The sequence below is a fragment of the Streptomyces sp. NPDC091649 genome, from assembly GCF_044756785.1.
Lineage (GTDB): Bacteria > Actinomycetota > Actinomycetes > Streptomycetales > Streptomycetaceae > Streptomyces.
Genome location: NZ_JBIVTR010000011.1, coordinates 164,562 through 187,702, shown reverse-complemented (window position 1 = coordinate 187,702; position 23,141 = coordinate 164,562). Strand labels below are relative to the sequence as shown.

Here is a 23,141-nt window from a genome sequence, read left to right as displayed (position 1 = left end):
GTCAGTTCGATGTGTGTCCACGCCGGACGGGCCTGTCCGGCGTGCCGGCCCCGACGGCCGGACGTTCCTGCCGCCGCTACGGGTGGGACCGGACATGCGCCCGGCCGATCGGCACGATGAGCGGCCGGTCGCCCACCGGGTCGTCGATCACCCGGGCCCGCAGCCCGAACGCCTCGTGCAGCAGCTCGGGGGTGATCACGTCCCGGGGGTGCCCCTGCGCCAGGACGGCTCCGGCCCGCATGACGACGAGGTTGTCGCTGTAGCGGGTGGCCAGGTTGAGGTCGTGCAGCACCATGACGACGGTGCGGCCGGACTCGTGCAGATCGTCCACCAGGTCGAGTACGTCGATGGCGTGGGCCAGGTCGAGATAGGTGGTCGGTTCGTCCAGCAGCAGCAGGTCGGTGCCCTGAGCCAGGGTCATCGATATCCACACGCGCTGGCGCTGCCCGCCGGACAGCGAGTCGACCGGCCGGTCGGCCAGGTCCGCCACCCCGGTCATGGCCAGCGCGCGCCGCACCACGTCGGCGTCGTCCGAGGACCACTGCCGCAGCCAGCTCTGGTGCGGATGGCGTCCGCGGGCGACCAGGTCGGCGACGGTCAGTCCCTCCGGGGCGACCGGCGCCTGCGGCAGCAGTCCGAGCTTCTTCGCCACGTCCCTCGTCCGGAGCCTGCCGATGTCCTCGCCGTCCAGCACGACCGTGCCGCCGGTGGGCTTGAGCAGCCGGGTCAGGGTGCGCAACAGGGTGGACTTCCCACAGCCGTTGGGGCCGATGATCGTGGTGATCACCCCGGACGGGATGGCCACGTCGAGCTGGTCGATGACCGTCCGGTCGCCGTATCCGACGGTGATGTCCCTGGCGGCCAGCCGTGGGACGTCCTGGACGTCCGCATCGGTCCGGGCGGTGAACTGAGCGGCCACGAGCCCCCCTTGTTGAGGTCAGCCTTACTTCTACCACTTACCGGAGGTTCGCCCGTACCAGCAGGTAGACGAGGAACGGGCCGCCGATCGCGGCGGTGACCACGCCGACCGGCAGACCGATCGGCAGGGCCGCGCGGGCCACGAGGTCCGAGCCGATCAGCAGCAGCGCGCCCACCAGCCCGGAGGCGACGACCGGCGGCGTCGGCCACCGCGCCAGGCGCATCGCCACCTGGGGCGCCACCAGGGCGACGAAGGGGACCGGGCCCGCCGCGCTCACCCCCACGGCGGCCAGCAGGACCGCGCAGAGCAGCAGGACGGCCCGCACCCGGCCGAACCGTACGCCGAGCCCGGCGGCGATGTCGTCACCGAGGTGCATCGGCTTGAACGGGAAGGCCACGGCGGCCACGACGGCCAGCAGGACGAGGGTGCACCAGAACGCCACCCGGACCTCGTCCCAGGACCGGTTGTCCAGTGAGCCGACCAGCCACACCTGGGCACGCGCCACGTCCCGGATGTCGGCGGAGACCAGCAGCCAGGTCGTGATCGCCTGCATCATGGCCGTCACGGAGATGCCGATGAGGATGAGGCGGAAGCCGTCGACACCGCGCCGCCAGGCGAGGAAGTAGACCAGCAGCCCCGTGCCCAGTCCGCCCAGGAGGGCCGCCGCGGGCAGCCCGACCGAGCCGGCGACCGCCGCGGCGGTCCCGCCCGTCGCCGTCACCAGGAGCACCGCGACGGCTCCGGCGCCGGCGGTGATCCCCAGGATGTCCGGACTGGCGAGGGGGTTGCGTGCCACGGACTGGGTGATCGCCCCGGACACGCCCAGGGCGATCCCCACGACCAGACCGGCCAGCGCCCGGGGCATCCGGAGGTCCATGACCACGAACACGTCGACCTGTTCGCCCCGGCCGAAGATCGTGGCGACCACCCGGGAGAGGCCGATGGGGAAGTCCCCGACGCTGATGGAGAGGCAGAAGACCAGGAAGGCGGAGGCCGCGAGCACCAGGGTGACCAGCACGAGCCAGGGCCGCCAGACGAACGACAGCCGGCCGAGTCGCACGCCCGGCGCCATGGACGCTCTCACTTCGGTCCCGTTCATGCGCTCCTGAACTTCCCTCGCCACACCAGGACCGCGAAGAAGGGGGCCCCGAGGAGGGCCACCACCACGCCCGACTCCAGCTCGCCCGGCCGCACGACCAGCCGGCCCACGATGTCGCAGACCAGCAGGACACCGGATCCGAGCAGGCCCGCGTACGGAACCAGCCAGCGGTAGTCGGGGCCGGTCAGATAGCGGGCCACGTGGGCCACCATGAGCCCGAGGAAGGCGATGGGGCCGCAGGCCGCCGTAGCGGCCCCCGCCAGCAGGGTGATGGCCACGATGCCGATCGTGCGGCTCGCCGCGATGTTCACTCCCAGCCCCCGCGCCACGTCGTCGCCCAGGTTGAGCAGGTTGAGGGCGGGCAGGGTGAGCAGCGCCAGGAGCAGGCCGACGGCCATGAACGCCGTCACCGGCCAGATCACGTCGAATCCGACGCCCGCCACGGAGCCCGCGTTCCAGAACCGCAGGGCGTTGAGCGACTTCTGGTCGGACAGCGCCACGGCCGTGGTCATCGCCGCGAGGAACACCGTGACGCCCTGCCCGGCCAGGGCGAGGGTCAGGGGATTGCCGGCGCCCCTGCCGATGCTCGCCAGACCGAAGACGACGACGCCGGCGGCGCCGGCGCCCACGAAGGCGAACCAGACGTACTGGAAGGGGTCGGTGAGCCCGAACAGGGCGATGACCGACACCACGGCGAAGGACGCCCCGGCGTTCACCCCCAACAGCCCGGTGTCGGCCACGGGATTGCGCGTGTAGCCCTGGATCAGCGCCCCGCCCACCCCCAGGGCCAGGCCCGCCACGATCGCGAGGACCGTCCGGGGCACGCGCACGGTCTGCACGATGAGCCGGATCTCGGTGAGTCTCTGGTCCGGCTCGGGCTCCGCGAACAGCCCGTGCCAGACCTCACCGGGGCTCAACGCACGCGCCCCGACGGCCAACGACACCGTCGCCGCGAACACCAGGATCACCGTGAGGACGCCCAGCCCCACGACCCTGCGTCGGCGGGTGTCCGTCGTCCCCCCTGGCGCGGGACGCTCCACTGCGGTGGTGAACATGTCGACGAACGATATCCCTGTGATCGAATCGGTCGCGCTCGGCCCGTCCGGCGGGCGCCGGGCGGGCCGGGCGCCTGAACTCGCGGCGTGCCAGCGGTGGGCGCCGCCCCGGCGGCGCCGACGGGACAACCCTCAGCCGACGGCTCCCCCGGCGGCCGGGCGGGATGCGTCGGAGGTGGACTTGACCCGGCGGTCGAGCAGCGAGTCAAGGATCTCGCCGACCCGTACCGCGGTGTTGGAGAGGAGCGACGTGGTGATGCCGTGCGTGTGCTCCGTACCGCCCTGGAGGTAGATGCCGCAGCGCAGGCCGGGGTCGGTCGCGATGCGGTAGTCGCGCTCCACGCGGACGCGGCCCGCACCGTCGCGCAGGCAGCTCCCGGCGACCTCGCCGAGGAGGCCGAGCGGATCGGCGGGACTGTAGCCGGTGGCGAACACCACGACGTCGGCGTCCAGTTCCGACTCCTCGTCGGTCACCAGGGATTTCACGGCGACGCGGACGCCGTCGGGCTCCTCCTCCACCCCGGTCACCCGGGAGACGTTGAGGAAGCGCAGCCGTTCGGTGCCGAGGACCTTCTCCCGGTACATCTGCCGGTAGAGGTCGTCGATGAGCTCGATGTCCACCACGGAGTAGTTGGTGTTGCCGTGGTAGGCCATCAGCCGGGTCTTGACCTCCTCGGGGGCGGCGAAGTACTCGTCGACCGCACCGGGGTCGAAGATCCGGTTGGCGAAGCCGCTGTCGTCGGCGGGGCTGTAGCCGTAGCGGGAGAAGACCGCGCAGACCTCGGCGCCGGGGAACCGGCGGTGCAGGTAGGCGACGTTCTCGGCGGCGCTCTGACCGGCGCCGACGACGACGAACCGGGACGGCGAGGCGCTCTGCGGTCCGTCGACCTTCCGCAGCAGGTCGGAGTTGTGCCAGACGCGGTCGCCGCGTTCCACGCCTTCCGGCATGAGGGGCCGCAGCCCCGTTCCGATGACGAGGTTGCGGGCGCGGTGGACCGAGAGCCCCTCCCCGGACCGGACGGTCACGTCCAGGTACTCCACGGTCCCCTCGTGGACGAACGGCGTGACGGCGACGACTTCGTGACCGTAGGAGACCTGGTCCTCGACCTGGGCCGCAGCCCACTCGAAGTAGTCGTGGAACTCCACCCGCAGCGGGAAGAGGTTCTTGTGGTTGATGAAGTCGACCAGTCGTCCCCTGCTCTGCAGATAGCAGAGGAAGCTGAATTCACTGGCCGGGTTGCGGAGCGTCACCAGGTCCTTGAGGAAGGACACCTGCATGGTGGCGTCGTCGATGAGCATGCCGCGGTGCCAGCCGAAGCTCGGCTGCTGCTCGAAGAAGTGGGCGGTGACCGAATCCTGCCTGTCGACTTTGCTGTTGTGCTCGCGGAGCGCGATCGCCATGGCCACATTGGACGGGCCGAAGCCTATGCCGATGAGGTCATGGACCAGTGGTGTGTCGCCAGGAAGAACCTGTGACATGTCACTCCCGTCGTCTGGGAAAGCCGCCTGTCAGGCGTGCGGGGAAGGGCGGGGAGGGCGCGCACGCCGACGAGGCCGCCCGCCCTAACTTAGGCGAGCCTAAGCTCACTAACCCGCCTTGTCGATAGGGAAGATGGGGCGGCCCGTCCTTGATGACCCGTCAACCATGGCCGAAAACAAGCAGGGTTGCCCCGCTGCGGGCCGCCCGGCGGCGCCTCCGGCCGGTCAGGCCGTCGTCGTCGACGCGTCGCCCCAGCCCAGTGGGTGCGGTCCGGCGCCCTCGTCCAGCGGCGGGGCCGGCGGCTCGCCACCCGCCTCGTTGAAGTCGGTGAGCGCGTCGATGAGCGCCGTGCGCTGACGCGGGGCGAGGCGCTCGACGATCGACGCGATCTCCTGGCGTCGGCGCGCGGTGACGTCCTCCACCGTGCTCCGGCCCTCCTCGGTGAGCCGGAGCAGCGTCTCCCTGCGGTTGTACGGGTTCGTCTGCCGGTCGGCGAGCCCCGCCGCGATCAGCCGGTCGACCATGCGCATCGCCGTCGAGGGCGCCACCCCCAGCAACTCCGCCAGCGTGACGAGCTTCGTCGCTCCACGCGAGGAGAGGACCACCAGCATCCGGAACTGCGGCAGTGTCACCCGCTCCTCGACCTCCGCCAGCGAGCGCGCCGACACCGCGACCAGCAACCGGGAGGCCGTCAGCACTGCCCCGGTCACCGCGTCCACATCGTCCATTCGCTCCGCAGGAGCCACCTTCCTGGCCATGCCACCTTTCTACCCTGCCGCCGGTACGGCGCCCCCCGCCCACCCCGCTCTCCCCGTCCCGCCGCCGACCGGCCGCGCCCGCCCGACCGCCCGAAAGATTTAGACTGTGCAAAGATTGCACAAACTAAGAGTCGAGCCGGTCCGCGCTGTGCCGTCGACTCCCGTTCGCGTCCCGAGGAGGTGCTGTGACGAGGTCACAACCACACGCCGGGCGCGGCCGCCCGCCCCTGCCACGCGGCTGGCGGCGGCGGCTGGCCCGTCTGCCCATAGCCTTCTACCGCGTGGGCCTCGGCCCGGTCTTCGGCCGACGTCTGCTGCTCCTGCACCACACCGGCCGGAACAGCGGGCTGGACCGGCGGGTGGCCCTGGAGGTCGTGGCCCACGACGCCGGGGAGGGGAGCTGGACCCTGGCCTCCGGTTTCGGCCCCAAGGCCGCCTGGTACCGCAATCTGCGGGCCGCACCGAAGACCACGATCCAGGTCGGCACCCGCCACTACGCCGTCACCGCCCACTTCCCGAGCGCCGACGAGGGCGCCGAGATCATGGCCCGCTACGCCCGTACCCGCCCCCGCACGGCCCGTCGGCTGTGCTCCTTCATGGGTTTCGACGTCGCCGACGGGAGCGCGGACTCCTACCGGCGGGCCGGCCGTCACATCCCGTTCGTACGCCTCGACGCGGCGCCCGGCCAGCACGTGCGCTGACGGGCCCCGCCGCGCGTCCTTACAGACCCGTGACATGTGCGAGCCGCGCCCGGGCCCAGGGCCCGCCGGGCCCTAGCGTGGCGGTCATGCGCGTACTGGTCACCGGCGGAGCCGGGTTCATCGGGTCACACGTCGTCGCCGCCCTCGCCGCGGCCGGGCACGAGAGCGTGGTGCTGGACGCCCTGTTGCCCTCCGCCCACCCCGGCGGCACTCCCCCGGAGCCGCCGGGCGACCGGGTGATCGTCGGGGACGTCCGGGACCGGGAGACGGTGGCGGACGCCCTGGCCGGGGTGGACGCGGTGTGCCACCAGGCGGCCATGGTGGGCCTCGGCAAGGACTTCGCGGACGCCCCGCTGTACGTGGGATGCAACGACCTCGGTACGGCGGTGCTGCTGGCGGAGATGGCCGCGGCCGGGGTCCGCGACCTGGTGCTGGCCGGGTCGATGGTGGTCTACGGCGAGGGGCGCTACGACTGCCCCCGGCACGGCACGGTCCGTCCCGGGCCGCGTGCGGAGGCCGATCTGCGGGCGGGACGCTTCGAGCCGCGCTGCCCGGACTGCGCAGCGGCGCTCTCACCGGGCCTGGTGGCCGAGGACGCGCCGGTGGACCCGCGCAACGTGTACGCGTCGACCAAGCTGGCCCAGGAGCACCTGGCCGCCGCGTGGGCGCGGGCGACGGGCGGCCGGGCGGTGTCGCTGCGCTATCACAACGTGTACGGGCCGGGGATGCCGCGCGACACCCCGTACGCTGGTGTCGCCTCGTTCTTCCGCTCCGCCCTGGCGCGCGGCGAGGCCCCCCGGGTCTACGAGGACGGGGGCCAGCGGCGCGACTTCGTCCACGTCCACGACGTGGCGGCGGCGAACGCGGTGGCCCTGGAGGCGGTACGGGAGCGGCGGGCCGCCTCCTTCGCCGCGTACAACACCGGCAGCGGGGAGCCGCACACCATCGGCGAGATGGCCGCCGCGCTGGCCGCCGCGCACGGCGGGCCGGACCCGGTGGTGACCGGGGAGTACCGCCTCGGCGACGTACGCCATGTCACGGCGGACTCGCGGGCGCTGCGCGAGGAGCTGGGCTGGCGGCCCCGGGTCTCCTTCGCCGAGGGCATGGAGGACTTCGCGGCGGCGCCGCTGCGCGGTTCGGGGGGCCGCCGGGAGGAGAGCGCCGTCACGCTGACGGGAGCGTGACCGAGAAGCAGCAGCCGCCCTGTACGTTGCGGACCTCGGCCCGCCCGGCGTGCGCCTCGACGATGCCGCGCACGATGGCGAGCCCGAGGCCCGCCCCGGCGGGCGGGGTGCGGGCGTGGCTGCCGCGCCAGCCGGTGTCGAAGACCCGGGGCAGGTCCTCCTCCGGAATTCCGCCGCAGCCGTCGGTCACCGACAGTACGACGCCGCCGTCCGAGCGGTGCGCCGCGACGGCCACGGTGCCGTCGGGCGGGGTGCGGCGGATGGCGTTGATCAGGAGATTGCCCAGGACCCGGCTCATCTCCTTGCCGTCGACCTCCACCGGCACCTCGTCGATCCGGTCGCCGACCAGCCGCACCCCGTTCTCGCGGGCCAGCGGGTCCGCCCCGGCCAGCGCGTCGCCGACCAGGTCGTAGAGGGAGATCCGGGCCGGCGTCAGGGTGAGTGAACCGGCCTGGATGCGGGAGAGTTCGAAGAGGTCGCCGACCATTGCGTTCATCCGCTCGACCTCGGTCCTGATCTGCCGCAGATAGCGCCCGGAGTCGGCGGCCATGCCGTCCTCCAGCGCCTCGGCCATCGCCCGCAGTCCGGCGAGCGGGGTGCGCAGATCGTGCGAGATCCAGGCGACGAGTTCGCGCCGCGAGGTCTCCAGAGCGCGTTCCCGCTCCCGGGAGCTGTCCAGTTTGGCGCTGGTGGCGGCCAGTTCACGGGCGAGCGCGGCCAGCTCGGCGGTGGGCTGGCCGCTCGGTGCGGCGAAGGTGCCGCCGTCGCCGAACGACCTCGTGGCGAGGGTCAGTTCATGACTCCGGGCGGCGACCCAGCGGCCCAGCACGACGGCGGTGGCCAGGGAGACCAGGGCGGCCATGGCGACGACGGTCGTGACGACGTAGAGATCGTGGGAGGAGAGGAACATCGCCCAGGCGACCGACAGCGTCCCGGCGAGCATCGCCGTGACGGCCACCCCGGCGACGACGCTCAACGAGACCACCAGCGAACGGTGCCGCAGCAGACGCAGGACGCCCGCGCCGCAGAGCCCGGCCGCCGCCGCTCCCAGGAAGGCGAAGAGCGCGATGAGCAGGACGTCGTTCACAGCGACCGCCCTCCGGGCGGCGTCGGGGCGGCCGCCGGCCCGGCTCCCGAGCGGTCCGGGTCCGCTCCCCCGCCGCTCGCGCCCGCGTCCAGGTCCAGCCGGTACCCCACGCCCCACACGGTGCGGATCAGCCGGGGGCTGGCCGGGTCCGTCTCGACCTTGCCGCGCAGCCTGCGGATGTGGACGGTGACCGTCGAGAGGTCCCCGAAGTCCCACCCCCAGACCTCCCGCATCAGCTCCTCCCGCCCGAACGCCTTTCCGGGGTTCCGGAGGAGGAAGGCGAGAAGGTCGAACTCCCGCACCGTCAGCGAGAGTCCGCGTCCGTCGCGGAAGACCTGTCGGGCCGCCGGGTCGAGGCGCAGTCCGCCTCCGGACAGCGGGCCGGCCTCGTGCGCCGGGACGGCGGCCCGGGCGCGGCGCAGCACGGAATCGACCCGCAGGACCAGTTCGCGCGGACTGAAGGGCTTGGTGACGTAGTCGTCGGCGCCGGTCTCCAGTCCGAGGATGCGGTCCTCCTCGTCGCCGCGGGCGGTGAGCATGATGACGGGGACGGGTCCTTGTTCGCGCATCCGGCGGCAGACCTCGAACCCGTCCATGGCGGGGAGCATCAGGTCCAGGACGACGAGGTCGGGCCGGAGCGCCGCGAACCGTCCCAGCGCGGCGGGCCCGTCGCCGGCCTGCTCGACGGCGTAACCGGCGCGGCGCAGATAGCCGACGACGACCTCGGCGACGGTCGGGTCGTCGTCCACGACGAGGACCCGGCCGCGCGCCTCCCGGAACTCGGGCGCCGGATGCCCGGCGGGCGGGGTGTTCTCCATGGCGCCCACTGTGGCACCCCCGTCCCGGCGCGTCGGGGGCCGATCACCCCCATCCGGCCGATGTCCATGTTTCGTAAGAACCTGATGACCTAAATGCCGGAGTTGTCTCCGTAGGGTGAGGCGGGTGACCGATTCCTCTGCCGCTCTCCCGTTCCCTCCCGCCCCGCACACCGGCCTCCCGAAGGCCGACATCGTTCTGCCCTGCCTCGACGAGGCGGCCGCACTGCCCTGGGTGCTCGATCGCATTCCCGACGGCTGGCGCGCGATCGTGGTCGACAACGGCTCGACCGACGGCTCGGCCGAACTCGCCCGCTCCCTCGGCGCGAGCGTCGTCACGGAGGAGCGACGCGGGTTCGGCGCGGCAAGCCACGCCGGACTGCTCGCCGCCGAGGCGGAGTTCGTCTGCTTCTGCGACTGCGACGGCTCGCTCGATCCCGCGCTGCTGACCGGCTTCGTGCGGCGGATCGCGGACGGCGAGTGCGACCTGCTGCTCGGCCGCCGCCGCCCCGAGGGGCGGGGCGCCTGGCCGCCGCACGCGCGCGCCGGCAATCTGGCGCTGGCCCGGATGCTGCGCCGCCGCACCGGCCTGCGTCTGCACGACCTCGGCCCGCTGCGGGCGGCCCGCCGTGAGGACCTGCTCGCCCTGGACCTCACCGACCGGCGCAGCGGCTATCCGCTCCAGATGGTGGTCCGCGCCTCCGACAACGGGCTGCGGGTCGCCGAGAGCGATGTCCCCTACCGGCCGCGCACGGGGAAGTCGAAGGTGACCGGCACCTGGCGCGGGACCTGGCAGGCGGTGCGCGACATGCGGGGCGTTCTTCGGGAGCCACCGGCGGACCGGACCGCGCGGGCGGAGACGGAGGCCGTCCGATGACCGCGTACGGAGACGGGAACCGTCCGACGAACAGGGGCGGACCCACCGAGCTGCTGGTCATCGCGAAGGAACCGGTGGCCGGGCGGGTCAAGACCCGGCTCTGCCCGCCCTTCTCCCCCGCCGAGGCCGCCGAGCTGGCCGCCGCCGCTCTGGCGGACACCCTGGAGGCCGTGCTCGCCCTCCCCGCCCGGCGGCGCGTCCTGGTCCTCGACGGGCGGCCGGGCCCCTGGGTGCCTCCGGGGTTCGAGGTGGTGCCGCAGAGCGCGGGCGGTCTCGACGAGCGCCTCGCGGCGGCCTTCGGCGGGTGCGCGGGGCCGGCCCTCCTGGTCGGCATGGACACCCCGCAGATCACCGCCGCGCTGCTGGCTCCGGCCCTCGCCCCCGACGCCTGGGAGGGCGTCGGGGCCTGGTTCGGGCCGGCCGAGGACGGCGGCTTCTGGGCCCTCGGCCTGGCGGACCCGGATCCCGCACTGCTGCGCGGAGTGCCGATGTCCGTCCCGGAGACCGGTGCGGTGCAGCGGCGCAGGCTGGTGGAGGCCGGGCTGACCGTGCGCGATCTGCCGGTGCTGGTCGACGTGGACACCGCGGCCGACGCCCACCGGGTCGCGTCGGCCGCGCCGGGCGGCCGGTTCGCCGCGGCGCTCGGCGGGCTGACCGGGGCGGGGGTCCGATGAGCACGACCGTGCCCTCGTCCGAACTGGCCGCGGCAGCGTCCTCCGGCGCCACCGGAGCACCCGACACCCATGAGGCCGCCTCCGGCGGGACGTATCCCGGGGACACGCCGACCCGGCCGGGACCGGTCCGCACCGCTCCGTGGGGTGCCGACCCGTACGCCGACGCCCTGCGCGCCGGGCGCGGTCCGCTCTTCCTGCGCCGCGGCGACGGCTGGCTGCTGCCCCTGGACGTGGAGCGCTGGTGCTCGGGGGCGGGCTCCGCCGATCTGTCGGCCCTGCGCCGGTGCGAGGGGCCGGTGCTGGACATCGGCTGCGGGCCGGGGCGGCTGGTCGCCGAGCTGACCTCGCTGGGGCACCGGGTCCTGGGCATCGACGTCAGCGAGGCGGCGGTGGCCCGTACGCGCGGGCTGGGCGGCGCGGCTCTGCTGCGCAGCGTGTTCGACCCGCTGCCCGGGGAGGGCCGTTGGGGGACCCTCCTGCTCCTCGACGGCAACATCGGCATCGGGGGCGACCCCGCCGCCCTGCTGGACCGGGCGGCCGAGCTGCTCGGCGCAGGCGGGCTGCTGATCGCCGAGACCGCTCCCGTCGATGTGGACGAACGGCTCCGGGTCCGCCTCGACGACGGCCGGGGCGGGCCGGCCGCCCCCGCCTCCGCGCGCGACGCCGCCGCCGAGCCGTTCCCCTGGGCCCGGATGGGGACGCCCGCCCTGCTGCGGCACGCCGGTGCGGCCGGCTGGCGTGCGGGCGATCAGTGGGGGGCGGAGGGGCGGACCTTCGTCTCGCTGCGCCGTCCCGTACGGGAGCGGAGGGCCCGGGCCGACAGCCAGAGCGCGGAGAGCGCGAACAGCGCACCGGTGATCAGCAGCCAGTTGCCGAAGTAGACGTCCGGGGAGGCGCCGGCGGCGGCCTCGTACCGCCGTTCGGTCCGCCGGGAGATCAGCGGGAACCAGATCAGCAGGAGCAGCCCGGAGAGGAACGCCGGCACCCGGACGAAGTTCACCAGGGCGGGCCGGGAGCCGAGCGCGGCGCGCAGCGCGCGGTCGGCCCCGGCGTACACCGGCAGCAGCACCAGGTCGTGCAGGACGGCCGACCCGGCGAACCAGAGCAGCACGCCGACGGTGTCCCCGTCCAGCAGCCGTACGCCCGCGTAGCCCGCCAGGCAGAACGTGGCGGCGAGCAGGAGGAGCTGGAGCGGCCCCTGGCCGTAGGAGCGGCGCGGCGAGAAGCGCGGGCGACGGGGCGCGGCGGGCGGCGGCACGGCTCGGGTGGACATCACAGCTCTCCGAACGTCAGGGACTCGACCCACTTGGTGTTCAGCACCCCGGGCGCGGCGGGGACGATGATCCGGGCCGGGTAGCCGTGGTCGGGCGACAGCGGCGCGCCGTTCACCTCCAGCGCGAGCAGCGAGCGGCCGTCGCGCACCTGGTTGTCGCGCAGTGCGGCCCTGCGGAAGGAACCGCTGCGCTGGAGCGACTCGACGAAGACGCCCGGTGGGTGGTCCGGGTGTCCGGCGAGCGTGGCGAGGTCGGAGAGCCGGACGCCGCGCCAGAGCTGGTCCGAGGTCGACCAGCCCTCCACGCAGGCGATCGGGAGCGCCGCGGTGTGCTGTTCCATGGCCAGCAGCTCGTCCCGGGAGAGGCGGAACTCCCCGGCCGGCCCCCGTACCGTCAGCCGCCAGCGCTCACCGGTGTCGGCGGGCCTGATCCGTACGGCGGCGGCGGTCTTGTTGATCTGGAAGGCGTTGGGCCCCGGCCCCGGGTCGGTGCCGCCGCGCGGAGTGAGGAGCGCGACGCTGCGCAGCGGCCCGTCGAAGCTGCGACCGGCCGAGGTGACCAGCAGAAGGAGCGAACCGGCCCCGACCATGGCCAGCGCGCCGCGTCGGGACAGGGTGGCGGGCAGCGGGTCGGGGGCGGCCAGGGTGTCCGGTTCGCCGCGCGGGACGCCGTTGCGCAACACCCGTACGGCCCGGGGCGTCTTGAGCGCGACATGGGTGACGAAACCGGCGAGGAAGACCCAGGCCCCGTAGAAGTGCAGGGTGTAGAACGACCCGGGGAAGAGGTAGTCCAGCTGGATGTTGAGCAGTCCGGTGAGGAACTCGAACAGCGCCCCGCCCACGAGCAGCAGCAGCGAGATCCGCTCCAGTGCGTGGCCCACGGAACGGGCGGGCGGCAGCGCGAAGAGCCGGGGGACCACCGACCAGAGCTTGGCGAGCAGCACGGGCACGAGCACGATGCCGACGGTGACGTGGAGGCCCTGGGTCAGCCGGTAGAGCCAGTGCGGACCGGTCGGCCAGGCGAACAGGTAGAAGCCGAGCCACCCCTTGCCCGGGGTCTTGTCGTTGACCCGGTTCAGGTCCGGGTTGTAGGCGGCGTACGAGAGCAGCCCGGTGACGAACAGCAGCGTGAGCCCCGCGAGGAGGACGACGCCGAGCACGGCGGTGAAACGGGCGCCGCGCACGGGGCTGCGCCAGAATCCCGGGTCGGCGGGCGTACGCGGAGTGCGGAGGGAGGCGGGGAGGGAGAGGGTCCGGCGGCGTTCGGGCATGAGGCCGACGCTAAGCGGGAGACCCCGTCGGCGGGCGGCTGCGACTCCTGACGAATTTCTGACGTCCGGACGGCCGACGGCACATCTGACGGTTCGGTGACGCGGCCCCGCCGTACCGCCCGATCGCCGCCCGATGTGCATAGCGTGCCAACGTGAAGACCGAGGACGCCACCCCCACGGACACCGCCGGCGGCACGGGGCACGGCCCGCCCGCACCGCCGGACCGCACCCACGAACCTGCCCGGCGCGCGGGGCGGGCCGACCTGATCGCCGCCGCCGCGGGCGTACTGCTGATCGCGGCCGCGGTCGTGATCGGCCATGTCATCCAGAACCGGGACGGGAGCCTGCGCGCCCAGTGGCCTCCGCTGCTGGCCTCCTGGGACCCGCACCTGGGCCCGGGGACTCCGGCCGCCCTGGTCATGGCGGTCCTGGTGGTCTGCTACGGCCCGCCGCTCGCCGCCCGGCTGCCCTGGCGGCGTCTGCTGGCGGCGGCCTGGGCCGGGTCCATGGCCTGGGTCTTCTCGATGGCGCTGATCGACGGCTGGCACCGGGGCGTCGCCAAGCGGCTCACCACGAAGCACGAGTACCTGCGGGTCATCGACCGCTTCGAGGACATCCCCGCGACCCTGCGCGACTTCACGAACCACATCGTGATCGGCGAGCCGGGCAACTGGCCGGCCCATGTCGCGGGGCACCCGCCGGGCGCGACGCTGTCCTTCGTGTGGCTGGACCGCATCGGTCTCGGCGGCGGGGCCTGGGCGGCGCTCTGGTGTGTCGTGGCGGGCAGTTCGGCGGTGCTGGCCGCCCTGATCACCGTGCGGGTGCTGGCCGGTGAGCGCCTGGCCCGGCGTGCCGCGCCCTTCCTCGTCCTGGCCCCGGCCGCCGTCTGGGCGGGCGTCTCCGCCGACGGCTACTTCACGGCCGTCGCCGCCTGGTCGGTGGCGCTGCTCGCCCTGGCCGCCACCCGCCGGGTCCGTTTCCCCGCCGCCGCCGCGGCCGGCGGGGGTCTGCTGTTCGGGTGGACCTGCTACCTCAGTTACGGGCTGGGGCTGATGGCGGCCGTGCTACTGGCCGTGCTGGTGCTCGCCCGGACCGCCCGCCCGGTGCCGTTGTTCCTCCTCGGCGCCCTGGTGGTCCCCGTGGCCTTCACGCTCACCGGGTTCAACTGGTGGACGGCCTACCACCTGCTGGTCGAGCGCTACTACCAGGGCGCGGGCGGCGTCCGCCCGTACGGCTACTGGGTCTGGGCCAACCTGGCCTGTGCGACCCTCGCGGCCGGGCTCGCCGCCGTCGCCGGGCTGCGCCGGAGCGCGGCGGCCGCTCCCGGTGCCGTACGAGCCCTCGTGGGCGGCCCCGCGGCGGCCTCCCCGGAAGGGAGGCTGGCGCTGCTCGTCCTGGCGGCGCTGGCGGCGCTGCTCGCGGCGGACCTCTCCGGCATGAGCAAGGCGGAGACCGAGCGCATCTGGCAGCCGTTCCTGCTGTGGCTGCTGCCGGCGGCGGCGCTGCTCCCGCGACGGGGTGTGCGGTACTGGCTGGTGGCGTCGGCCGTTCCGGCCCTGCTGATCAACCACCTCCTGTGGACGGGCTGGTGAGCGGCGCAACACGGGGGCCGTCCGGGTCTCCCGCGCGGTGCGCCGCCTCCGCGGATCTCAGCCGGCGGCCAGGTCCTTCAGCGCGAGGTTGAGCCGGAGGACGTTGACGTGGGGCTGTCCGAGGAATCCGGCGGTGCGGCCCTCGGTGTGCCGGTCCACCAGCGCGGCGACCTGCCGGGCGGTCAGTCCGTTGGCCCTGGCGACCCGCTTCACCTGGAGGTCCGCGTACGCCGGTGAGATGTGCGGGTCGATCGCGGAGGCCGATCCGGTGACCGCGTCCTTGGGGACCTCCGACACGGGCACCCCGTTGAAGGCGGCGACGGCCCTCCTCGTCTCCCCGACCGTCCTGGTCAGGGTGGCGTCGGAGGCTCCGAGCTGGCCGGAGCCCGTGGCCAGCGGGTCGTAGTCGCTGTTCGACGGCCTCGGCTGGAACCACACGGGGTCGGGTTCGCCGGTCCCTTCGATGTTCCAGGTCTGTCCGATGAGGGCGGACCCGACGTCCCTCCCCTCGGCACGCACGATCGAGCCGTTGGCCCGGTCGTGGAAGAGTCCCTGCGCGACGCCGGTGACGGCCAGCGGGTAGGCGACGCCGGTGACGGCCGTGAGCACCAGCAGCATGCGCAGCGCGGCCCAGACCAGACGGCCCGTGTTCCCTACGGAGTTGTTCATGATCAGTCAGCCGATTCCGGGGATGAGGGAGATGAGCAGGTCGATGATCTTGATGCCGGCGAACGGGGCGATCAGACCGCCGAGCCCGTAGACGGCGAGGTTGCGGCGCAGCATCCGGTCCGCGCTCGCCGGCCGGTACCGCACGCCTCGCAGCGCGAGGGGGACCAGCGCGACGATGATCAGCGCGTTGAAGACGACGGCCGACAGGATCGCGGACTGGGGCGAGGCCAGGCCCATGATGTTCAGCTTGTCCAGCGACGGGTACGCCACCGCGAACATGGCGGGGATGATCGCGAAGTACTTCGCGACGTCGTTGGCGATGGAGAAGGTGGTCAGGGCTCCCCGGGTGATGAGGAGTTGCTTGCCGATCTCCACGATCTCGATCAGCTTGGTGGGGTCGGAGTCGAGGTCCACCATGTTCCCGGCCTCCTTGGCGGCCGAGGTGCCGGTGTTCATCGCCACGCCGACGTCCGCCTGGGCCAGTGCCGGGGCGTCGTTCGTGCCGTCGCCGGTCATCGCGACGAGCTTGCCTCCCGCCTGCTCCCGCTTGATGAGGGCCATCTTGTCCTCGGGGGTCGCCTCGGCCAGGAAGTCGTCGACCCCGGCCTCCTCGGCGATGGCCCGGGCGGTCAGCTGGTTGTCGCCCGTGATCATGACCGTACGGATGCCCATGCGGCGCAGCTCGTCGAACCGCTCCCGCATACCCTCCTTCACCACGTCCTTGAGGTGGATGACACCGAGGACCCGGGCGCCGAGAGCGTCCTCGACGGCCACCAGCAGCGGGGTCCCGCCGGCCGAGGAGATGCGGTCGGTGAGCGCCCGCGTGTCCTCACGGACGACCCCGCCCCGCTCCTGCACCCAGGCGGCGACGGATCCGGCCGCGCCTTTGCGGACCTTGCGCCCGGCGCCTCGCTCCACGACGTCGACGCCGGACATCCGGGTCTGCGCCGTGAAGGCGACCCACTGGGCGTGGGCCGGTTCGCCCTGGCGGCGCTCGCGCAGACCGTACTTCTCCTTGGCCAGGACCACGACGGAGCGCCCCTCGGGCGTCTCGTCGGCCAGCGAGGACAGCTGCGCGGCGTCGGCCAGCTCGGCCTCCGTCGTACCCCTGACCGGGACGAACTCGGCGGCCTGCCGGTTGCCGAGGGTGATGGTGCCGGTCTTGTCCAGGAGCAGGGTCGACACGTCGCCGGCGGCCTCCACCGCACGGCCCGACATGGCCAGCACGTTGCGCTGGACCAGGCGGTCCATGCCGGCGATGCCGATCGCGGAGAGGAGTGCGCCGATCGTCGTCGGGATCAGACAGACGAGGAGCGCCGTCAGGACGATCATCGAGGTCTGCTGGTCGGCGCCCGCGTGGATCGCGAAGGGCTTCAGCGTCACGACCGCGAGCAGGAAGACGACGGTGAGGGCCGCCAGCAGGATGTTGAGGGCGATCTCGTTGGGGGTCTTCTGCCGGGCCGCACCCTCGACCAGGTTGATCATCCGGTCGATGAAGGTCTCTCCGGGCTTCGTCGTGATCCTGATGACGACGCGGTCGGACAGCACCTTCGTGCCGCCGGTCACGGCCGAGCGGTCACCGCCCGACTCGCGGATGACGGGGGCCGATTCGCCGGTGATCGCGGATTCGTCGACGCTGGCGACGCCTTCGACGACATCGCCGTCGCCGGGGATGACGTCGCCGGCCTCGCACACGACGAGGTCGTCGATCCGCAGGTCGGTGCCGGGGACCCGCTCCTCGACGCCTCCGGCGAGGCGGCGGGCGACCGTGTCGGTCTTGGCCTTGCGGAGGGTGTCGGCCTGGGCCTTGCCCCGGCCCTCGGCCACCGCCTCGGCCAGGTTGGCGAAGATCGTGGTGAGCCAGAGCCAGCCGGCGATGGCCCAGCCGAAGAGGTCGGTCGGGTCCTTGACCGCGAGCACGGTGGTGACCACCGAGCCGACGAGGACCACGAACATGACGGGCGAGGTGATCATCACCCGGGGGGAGAGCTTGCGCAGGGCCTCGGGGAAGGACCTGACCAGCTGTCCCGGGTCGAAGAGTCCTCCTCCGACCCGCCCGGCCGGCAGGGCCCCGGAAGGCGCCTCCGGGTCGGGTGCGATGGCGGATACGGCCGTCGTCGTCTGGGACACAGCATCCTGCTTCGTTACGTCGGTGGTCATGCCGCGAGCCCTTCGGCGAGCGGCCCCAGCGCGAGTGCGGGGAAGAACGTCAGACCGGTGATGATCATGATGGTGCCGACCAGGAGGCCGGTGAACAGGGGTTTCTCGGTCCGCAGCGTGCCCGCGGTGACGGGGACCGGCTTCTGCTCGGCGAGCGAGCCGGCCAGCGCCAGGACGAACACCATCGGCAGGAACCGGCCCAGGGCCATGCACAGCCCGAGCGCGGTGTTGTGGTACCCGGTGTCGGCGGCGAAGCCGGCGAACGCGGAGCCGTTGTTGTTGGACGTGGAGGTGTACGCGTAGAGGACCTCGGAGAAGCCGTGCGCGCCGGTGTTGGTCATGGACGACTCGCCGTTTCCGGTGGCCATCGCCAGAGCGGTGCCGGTCAGGACGAGCGCCGGGGTGACGAGGAGGGAGCACGCGGCGAGCTTGATCTCGCGGGTGCCGATCTTCCTGCCGAGGTACTCGGGGGTGCGGCCGACCATCAGTCCGGCGATGAACACCGAGATGACCGCCATGATCAGCATGCCGTAGAGGCCGGAGCCGACGCCGCCGGGCGCGATCTCGCCGAGCATCATGCCGAGCAGCAGGACGCCTCCCGAGAGCCCGCTGTAGGAGTCGTGGAACGAATTGACCGAACCGGTGGAGGTCATGGTGGTGGAGACCGCGAACAGCGAGGAGGAGCCCTCACCGAACCGCTGTTCCTTGCCCTCCATCGCGCCGCCCGCGAGCTGCGAGGCGGTCCCGGGGTGGGCGTACTCGATCCAGGTGACCAGCAGCACGCCGACGAACCAGATCGCGCCCATGGCCGCGACGATGGCGTAGCCCTGCCTGGCCGAGCCCGTCATCGTGCCGAAGGTGCGCGGCAGCGAGAACGGGATCACCAGCAGCAGGAAGATCGTCAGCAGGTTGGAGAAGCCGTTGGGGTTCTCGAAGGGGTGCGCCGCGTTGGCGTTGAAGTAGCCGCCGCCGTTCGTTCCCAGGTTCTTGATGGCCTCCTGCGAGGCCACCGCTCCCGGCGAGATGCTCTGGGTCTGCCCGGTGACCGTGGTCAGTTCGTGCACGCCCGCGAAGTTCTGGATCGCGCCCGCGGCGACCAGCAGCACCGCCGCCACCACGGATACCGGGACCAGCACGCGGACCACTCCGCGCACCAGGTCGGCCCAGAAGTTGCCCAGTTCACCGGTACGGGACCTGGCGAAGCCGCGTACGAGCGCGACGGCCACGGCGATGCCGACGGCGGCCGAGACGAAGTTCTGCACGGCCAGGCCGCCGGTCTGGGTGATGTGGCTCATCGCCGACTCGCCCGCGTACGACTGCCAGTTGGTATTGGACGTGAAGGAAACGGCCGTGTTGAAAGCCTGGTCGGGCGAGATCGCGTCGAATCCGAGTGACAACGGTGCGTGGTCCTGTACCCGCATGAGCAGGTAAAGGAAGAGGACGCTCACCGCGGAGAACGCGAGCACCCCCCGCATATAGGCGGGCCAGCGCATCTGGGCGTCCGGGTTCGCCCCGACCGCGCGGTAGATCCACTTCTCCACCCGCAGATGCTTTTCGGAGGAGAAGACGGCGGCCATGTGGTCGCCGAGAGGCTTGTGCACCAGCGCCAGCGCGGCGACCAGGACGGACACCTGGAGCACATCAGCAAGAACGGGACTCATATCCGTACTCAGAACCTCTCCGGGTAGAGGAGGGCGAGGACGAGATATCCCAGCAGGGCGGTGGCGACGGCCAGCCCCACGATGTTCTCGGCAGTCACAGCTTCGCCACCCCCTTGGCGATGAGGGCCACGAGCGCGAATATCGCGACGGTGGTGACGACGAAGGCCAGATCGGCCATCGCATACTCCTGGAAAAGTTCGGAAACGAACGGACTCCACGAGGAAAGCCCACACCCGGCGAAAGGCGGATCCCCTTTGACAGCGCCCATACGCGGCACGCCGCATCCTTGACGCCGCCCATACGAAATGAGGCGCCGGGGCGTGGCGGAACGGGGCGCGCTCCCGGCCCCCTGCGGGGGCGGGAGCGCGCGCTCACACCTGCTGTCGCCGTTCTCGGGCGTGCGTCACTTGGTGTCGAGGTCCCGGCGGCGGAAGCCGGCCAGCCCGAGCAGGATCAGTCCGGCCGCGACGGCGGTCAGCACGAGCAGCGGGGTCCAGTTCATCCCGGCGGCCGGAAGCCGGGGCACATGGCCGAAGGGCGACAGGTTCGTCGTCCAGTCCGGGAGCTGGAGGATCGGCCCCAGGTACCCGACGAGAAACGCGTACACGGGCACGATCCAGGCGGCAGCCCCCGCCCGGGGGGCCCAGCCGAAGAGCAGGACGGCCACGCCGACGGTCACCCACAGCGCCGGGGCGTAGGCGGCGGCCGCTCCGACCAGTTCGAGCACCAGGTCTCCGTCGCCCGCCGGCCCCGCGCCCGCGAGGCCGAAGCCCAGTCCGGCGAGGACCATCAGCACCGTGCCGCCGGCCAGCGCGACCGCGACGTGGGCCCCGAGCCAGCGGTCCCGGGAGAGGCCGGTGGCCAGGAGCGGTTCGGCACGGCCGGCGCTCTCCTCGGCCCGCGGACGCAGCGTGGCCATCACCACGTACACGGCGGCGACGACCGCGACGATCACCATCACCATGGACGCGAACGACTCGGCCACCGTGCTGCCGCCGATCTCCGCCAGCGCCTCCTGGACCTGATCGATGTCCTTCACCATGTCGGCGGCCTCGCCGAGGATCGAGCCGTACATGACGCCCATCAGGCACAGTCCGGCCCCGAAGCCCAGCAGGGTCGCCCGGTGCAGACGCAGAGCGAGACCCAAGGGCCGGACGAGCGCGTCGGAGGCCGTGCGCCGGCCGATCCGCTCGGAGCGCAGGCCCGCGCCGACGTCGCGCCGGGTGCTCAGCACGAAGCCGTAGGCCGCGGTCAGCGCGGCGAGGAGCAGGCAGAGGGCCGGCGGCCACCACCGGTTGTCGACGAAGACGTAACTGCGCTGGGTCCAGCCGATCGGGCTCAGCCACGAAAGGACGCCGTTGCCCACGTCGCCGGCGACCCGCAGGACATAGGCGACGCCGATCACGGCGAGCGCCATGCCCGTGGCGCCCCGGGTGTGCGCCGTGATCTGCGCCGTGACGGCGGCGACCCCGGCGAAGGCGAGCCCGATGGCGGCGTGCGCGAGGCCGTAGAGCAGCGCCCCGCCCGGGCCGCTTCGGTCGATGCCCACGGCGGTGAGCCCCAGGGCCAGCAGGAGGGCGAGCACGAGGTTGGCGACGGCGGCGATCGCCAGCGCGGAGGCGAGTTGCGCGTGGCGTCCGACGACGGTGGAGCGGACCAGTTCGGCGCGGCCGGTCTCTTCCTCGTCGCGGGTGTGCCGGGTGACGATCAGGACGCTCATCAGGCCGACCAGGACGGCCATGAAGCCGAGCAGCTGGTGGCCGAGGATCGCCCCGACGGTGTAGTCGGAGAGATAGTGGCGGGGGCCGGTCATGGCGAGCGCGGCGGGACTGTCCATGGAGCTGACGGCGGCGGCGCGTTCCGCGGGCGTGGAGTAGAGCGCCTTGTACTGGGCCGCTGTCACCAGCGTGCCCAGGGTGAGGGCGAGCAGCCACAGGGACAGGCGGACACGGTCCCGGCGCAGGCCGAACCGGATCAGGGTGCCGGTGCCGGTCAGGGCGTCGGCGACGGTCCTGGCGGGCGCGGACTTCTCGGGGGCGTCGGGCCCGGCGGTGGTGCTGGTCATCGGGCCACGCCGCCGTTTCCGCCCGAGGAGCCGGATGAGGTGTTTCCGGCGTCGTCCGTACGGCCGTTGGACGCGAGTTCGTCGCCGTAGTGACGGAGCATCAGTTCTTCGAGGGTCGGCGGATGGCTGGTCAGGCTCCGGATGCCGAACTCGCCGAGCCCGCGGATCGCCGCGTCGAGGTGGCCCCCGTCCACGGCGAAGTTCACCCTCCGGCCCGTCACCCGCAGTTCGTGGACGCCGGGCATGGCGTCGAGTCCGGTGGCCGGGCGATCGATCTCGGCCTCGACCGTCGTGCGCGTGAGGTGGCGCATCTCGCCGAGCGTGCCCGACTGCACGGTGCGTCCCTGCCGGACGATGCTGACGCGGTCGCAGAGCTTCTCGACCTGGGCCAGGATGTGGCTGGAGAGCAGCACGGTCTTCCCCGCGGCCTTCGCCTGGAGGATGACGTCCTGGAAGACGACCTCCATCAACGGGTCGAGGCCGGCCGTGGGTTCGTCCAGGAGCAGCAGTTCGGCGTCGGAGGCGAGCGCGGCGACGATGGCGACCTTCTGCCGGTTGCCCTTGGAGTAGGCGCGGCCCTTCTTGACCGGATCGAGGTCGAACCGTTCGATGAGCTCGTCGCGCCGCCGCCGGTCGATGCCGCCGCGCAGCTTCGCCAGCAGGTCGATGGCCTCTCCTCCGGTGAGGCCCGGCCACAGTTCGACGTCCCCGGGGACGTAGGCGAGCCGCCGGTGCAGCTCGACCGCGTCGTTCCACGGATCCTTGCCCAGGAGCTGGACGGCGCCGGAGTCGGCGCGCAGCAGCCCGAGCAGGACGCGGATCGTCGTGGACTTGCCCGCCCCGTTGGGCCCGAGGAAGCCATGGACCTCGCCGGCCTCGACCGCGAGGTCGAGCCCGTCCAGCGCGCGCGTCGCACCGAACGACTTGTGCAGTCCGGCGACTGTGATTGCCTTCTTCATATTCCGAACGTACGCTCATTTCAGAAACTTGTGAAGTTAAGAAAGCGTATGAATCGCTCGATAGGCTGACCCGGGGCGCGGGCGGCACGCGGGCGTCGGACACCACGGATACCGGAGTCGGAACATGGATGAGCGGCAGGAAGAGAGCCGCGCGGACGGCAGCGACGACGAGGCGGCCGCCTCCCGGTTCGTGGAGCGCTTCGCCGCCCAGCTGGTCCAGGCGGGTATGCCGCGTATGCCCTCCAGGGTCTTCGCCGCCCTGCTCGTCTCGGAGCGGGGCGCCCTCACCTCCGCCGAACTGGGCGAACGGCTGAAGATCAGCCCGGCGGCCGTATCGGGCGCCGTTCGCTACCTCGCCCAGGTCAACATGGTCAGCCGCGAGCGTGAGCCGGGGTCACGGCGTGAGCGCTACCGCGTGCAGAGCGAGCAGTGGTACAACGCGCTGCTCGAACGGGACGCCATCCTCAAGAACTGGCAGGCCACGATGCGGGAAGGGGTGGACCACTTCGGCCTCGACACCCCGCAGGGACGCCGGATCAACACCAGCCTGGAGTTCTTCCGGTTCCTGGACAAGGAGTTCGGGTCGCTGATGCAGCGCTGGGCCGCGCACCGGGACGAACACCTCGGCCACTGAGGCGGCGCGGGCATCCGCTCCACAGCCGCTACGACGTGCGCCGCCGTTTCCCGGCCGGTGACGAGGGGGCTGGGGACACGGGGGCGGGGGGGGGGGGCCCCCCCCGCCCCCCCCCCCGGGCCCCGGCCCGGGGGGGGGGGGGCGGCCCCCCCGCGGGGGGCCATGCGCCCCCCCGCCCGGCGGGGGCCCGGCCCCCCCCCCGGCGTGG

Annotated in this window: 22 protein-coding genes; 7 read left to right on the top strand and 15 right to left on the bottom strand. The window is 72.8% G+C overall.

All coding sequences use genetic code 11. From position 1 onward, the window contains the following. Positions 1–76: 76 nt before the first annotated feature. The 5 genes from ACIQMU_RS20335 to ACIQMU_RS20315 form a co-directional block, all read right to left on the bottom strand. A complete protein-coding gene (locus ACIQMU_RS20335; protein ID WP_352240842.1) occupies positions 77–919 on the bottom strand; it encodes an ABC transporter ATP-binding protein in 843 nt (280 codons plus the stop codon). A gap of 37 nt (positions 920–956) precedes the next feature. Continuing rightward, positions 957–2,018: a FecCD family ABC transporter permease gene (locus ACIQMU_RS20330; protein WP_402689363.1), complete on the bottom strand. Its 1,062-nt coding sequence runs from the start codon at positions 2,016–2,018 to the stop codon at positions 957–959. Beyond that, positions 2,015–3,073, bottom strand: a complete 1,059-nt coding sequence (locus ACIQMU_RS20325; RefSeq protein WP_402689362.1) for a FecCD family ABC transporter permease — start codon at positions 3,071–3,073, stop codon at positions 2,015–2,017. Before ACIQMU_RS20325 ends, ACIQMU_RS20330 begins: the two co-directional genes overlap by 4 nt. A 132-nt stretch (positions 3,074–3,205) precedes the next feature. Then, positions 3,206–4,552, bottom strand: coding sequence for a lysine N(6)-hydroxylase/L-ornithine N(5)-oxygenase family protein (locus tag ACIQMU_RS20320; protein ID WP_352240845.1), 1,347 nt, complete (start codon positions 4,550–4,552; stop codon positions 3,206–3,208). A 225-nt stretch (positions 4,553–4,777) separates the two neighbouring features. Continuing rightward, positions 4,778–5,281, bottom strand: coding sequence for a MarR family winged helix-turn-helix transcriptional regulator (locus ACIQMU_RS20315; RefSeq protein WP_402689387.1), 504 nt, complete (start codon positions 5,279–5,281; stop codon positions 4,778–4,780). Between the two features lie 215 nt (positions 5,282–5,496). Here ACIQMU_RS20315 and ACIQMU_RS20310 point away from each other — a divergent pair, with 215 nt between their 5' ends. Together ACIQMU_RS20310 and ACIQMU_RS20305 are read left to right on the top strand one after the other, a co-directional pair. Beyond that, positions 5,497–6,012: a nitroreductase family deazaflavin-dependent oxidoreductase gene (locus ACIQMU_RS20310; protein ID WP_352240846.1), complete on the top strand. Its 516-nt coding sequence runs from the start codon at positions 5,497–5,499 to the stop codon at positions 6,010–6,012. A gap of 86 nt (positions 6,013–6,098) precedes the next feature. Further along, positions 6,099–7,196 carry an NAD-dependent epimerase/dehydratase family protein gene (locus ACIQMU_RS20305; protein WP_402689361.1) on the top strand — a complete coding sequence of 366 codons (1,098 nt, stop codon included), beginning with the start codon at positions 6,099–6,101 and terminating at the stop codon, positions 7,194–7,196. Here ACIQMU_RS20305 and ACIQMU_RS20300 read toward each other — a convergent pair. Further along, positions 7,177–8,283, bottom strand: coding sequence for a HAMP domain-containing sensor histidine kinase (locus ACIQMU_RS20300; protein WP_352240848.1), 1,107 nt, complete (start codon positions 8,281–8,283; stop codon positions 7,177–7,179). The two genes, ACIQMU_RS20305 and ACIQMU_RS20300, sit on opposite strands and share 20 nt — an antisense overlap. After that, positions 8,280–9,101: a response regulator transcription factor gene (locus ACIQMU_RS20295; protein WP_402689360.1), complete on the bottom strand. Its 822-nt coding sequence runs from the start codon at positions 9,099–9,101 to the stop codon at positions 8,280–8,282. Before ACIQMU_RS20295 ends, ACIQMU_RS20300 begins: the two co-directional genes overlap by 4 nt. 124 nt (positions 9,102–9,225) lie before the next feature. On the opposite strand from ACIQMU_RS20295, the gene ACIQMU_RS20290 reads away from it, so the two are divergent. The 3 genes from ACIQMU_RS20290 to ACIQMU_RS20280 are packed head-to-tail and all read left to right on the top strand — an operon-like array spanning position 9,226 to position 11,530. After that, a complete protein-coding gene (locus ACIQMU_RS20290) occupies positions 9,226–9,975 on the top strand; it encodes a glycosyltransferase family 2 protein (RefSeq protein WP_402689359.1) in 750 nt (249 codons plus the stop codon). Continuing rightward, positions 9,972–10,649, top strand: coding sequence for a DUF2064 domain-containing protein (locus ACIQMU_RS20285; protein WP_352240851.1), 678 nt, complete (start codon positions 9,972–9,974; stop codon positions 10,647–10,649). The genes ACIQMU_RS20290 and ACIQMU_RS20285 overlap by 4 nt, the downstream gene beginning before the upstream one ends. Then, positions 10,646–11,530 (top strand): class I SAM-dependent methyltransferase, encoded by an 885-nt coding sequence (locus tag ACIQMU_RS20280; RefSeq protein ID WP_402689358.1) that lies wholly within the window; start codon positions 10,646–10,648, stop codon positions 11,528–11,530. Before ACIQMU_RS20285 ends, ACIQMU_RS20280 begins: the two co-directional genes overlap by 4 nt. 391 nt (positions 11,531–11,921) lie before the next feature. Here ACIQMU_RS20280 and ACIQMU_RS20275 read toward each other — a convergent pair whose 3' ends face one another. Next, entirely contained in the window at positions 11,922–13,193 is a 1,272-nt protein-coding gene (locus tag ACIQMU_RS20275; protein WP_352240853.1) for a molybdopterin-dependent oxidoreductase, read from the bottom strand. A 152-nt stretch (positions 13,194–13,345) separates the two neighbouring features. Here ACIQMU_RS20275 and ACIQMU_RS20270 point away from each other — a divergent pair, with 152 nt between their 5' ends. After that, positions 13,346–14,785 (top strand): hypothetical protein, encoded by a 1,440-nt coding sequence (locus ACIQMU_RS20270; RefSeq protein WP_352240854.1) that lies wholly within the window; start codon positions 13,346–13,348, stop codon positions 14,783–14,785. 57 nt (positions 14,786–14,842) lie between these two features. On the opposite strand, the gene kdpC is transcribed toward ACIQMU_RS20270, so the two are convergent. The 7 genes from kdpC to ACIQMU_RS20235 form a co-directional block, all read right to left on the bottom strand. Beyond that, positions 14,843–15,454 (bottom strand): potassium-transporting ATPase subunit KdpC, encoded by a 612-nt coding sequence (gene kdpC / locus ACIQMU_RS20265; RefSeq protein WP_352240855.1) that lies wholly within the window; start codon positions 15,452–15,454, stop codon positions 14,843–14,845. Positions 15,455–15,460: 6 nt separating this feature from the next. Further along, on the bottom strand, positions 15,461–17,614 hold the full coding sequence (gene kdpB / locus ACIQMU_RS20260) for a potassium-transporting ATPase subunit KdpB (protein ID WP_352240856.1): 2,154 nt from the start codon (positions 17,612–17,614) through the stop codon (positions 15,461–15,463). After that, positions 17,611–19,275, bottom strand: coding sequence for a potassium-transporting ATPase subunit KdpA (gene kdpA, locus ACIQMU_RS20255; protein WP_402689357.1), 1,665 nt, complete (start codon positions 19,273–19,275; stop codon positions 17,611–17,613). Before kdpA ends, kdpB begins: the two co-directional genes overlap by 4 nt. An 8-nt stretch (positions 19,276–19,283) precedes the next feature. Beyond that, positions 19,284–19,373, bottom strand: a complete 90-nt coding sequence (gene kdpF, locus ACIQMU_RS20250; protein WP_352240858.1) for a K(+)-transporting ATPase subunit F — start codon at positions 19,371–19,373, stop codon at positions 19,284–19,286. Beyond that, positions 19,370–19,543, bottom strand: a complete 174-nt coding sequence (locus tag ACIQMU_RS20245; RefSeq protein WP_402689356.1) for a hypothetical protein — start codon at positions 19,541–19,543, stop codon at positions 19,370–19,372. The genes kdpF and ACIQMU_RS20245 overlap by 4 nt, the downstream gene beginning before the upstream one ends. A gap of 135 nt (positions 19,544–19,678) precedes the next feature. Then, entirely contained in the window at positions 19,679–21,340 is a 1,662-nt protein-coding gene (locus ACIQMU_RS20240; RefSeq protein ID WP_402689355.1) for an ABC transporter permease, read from the bottom strand. Continuing rightward, complete coding sequence (locus ACIQMU_RS20235; RefSeq protein ID WP_402689354.1) at positions 21,337–22,299, bottom strand: ATP-binding cassette domain-containing protein; 963 nt, start codon at positions 22,297–22,299, stop codon at positions 21,337–21,339. Before ACIQMU_RS20235 ends, ACIQMU_RS20240 begins: the two co-directional genes overlap by 4 nt. A gap of 124 nt (positions 22,300–22,423) precedes the next feature. Between ACIQMU_RS20235 and ACIQMU_RS20230 the strand changes: the two genes are divergently transcribed. Further along, complete coding sequence (locus ACIQMU_RS20230; RefSeq protein ID WP_402689353.1) at positions 22,424–22,933, top strand: GbsR/MarR family transcriptional regulator; 510 nt, start codon at positions 22,424–22,426, stop codon at positions 22,931–22,933. Positions 22,934–23,141: the final 208 nt, after the last annotated feature.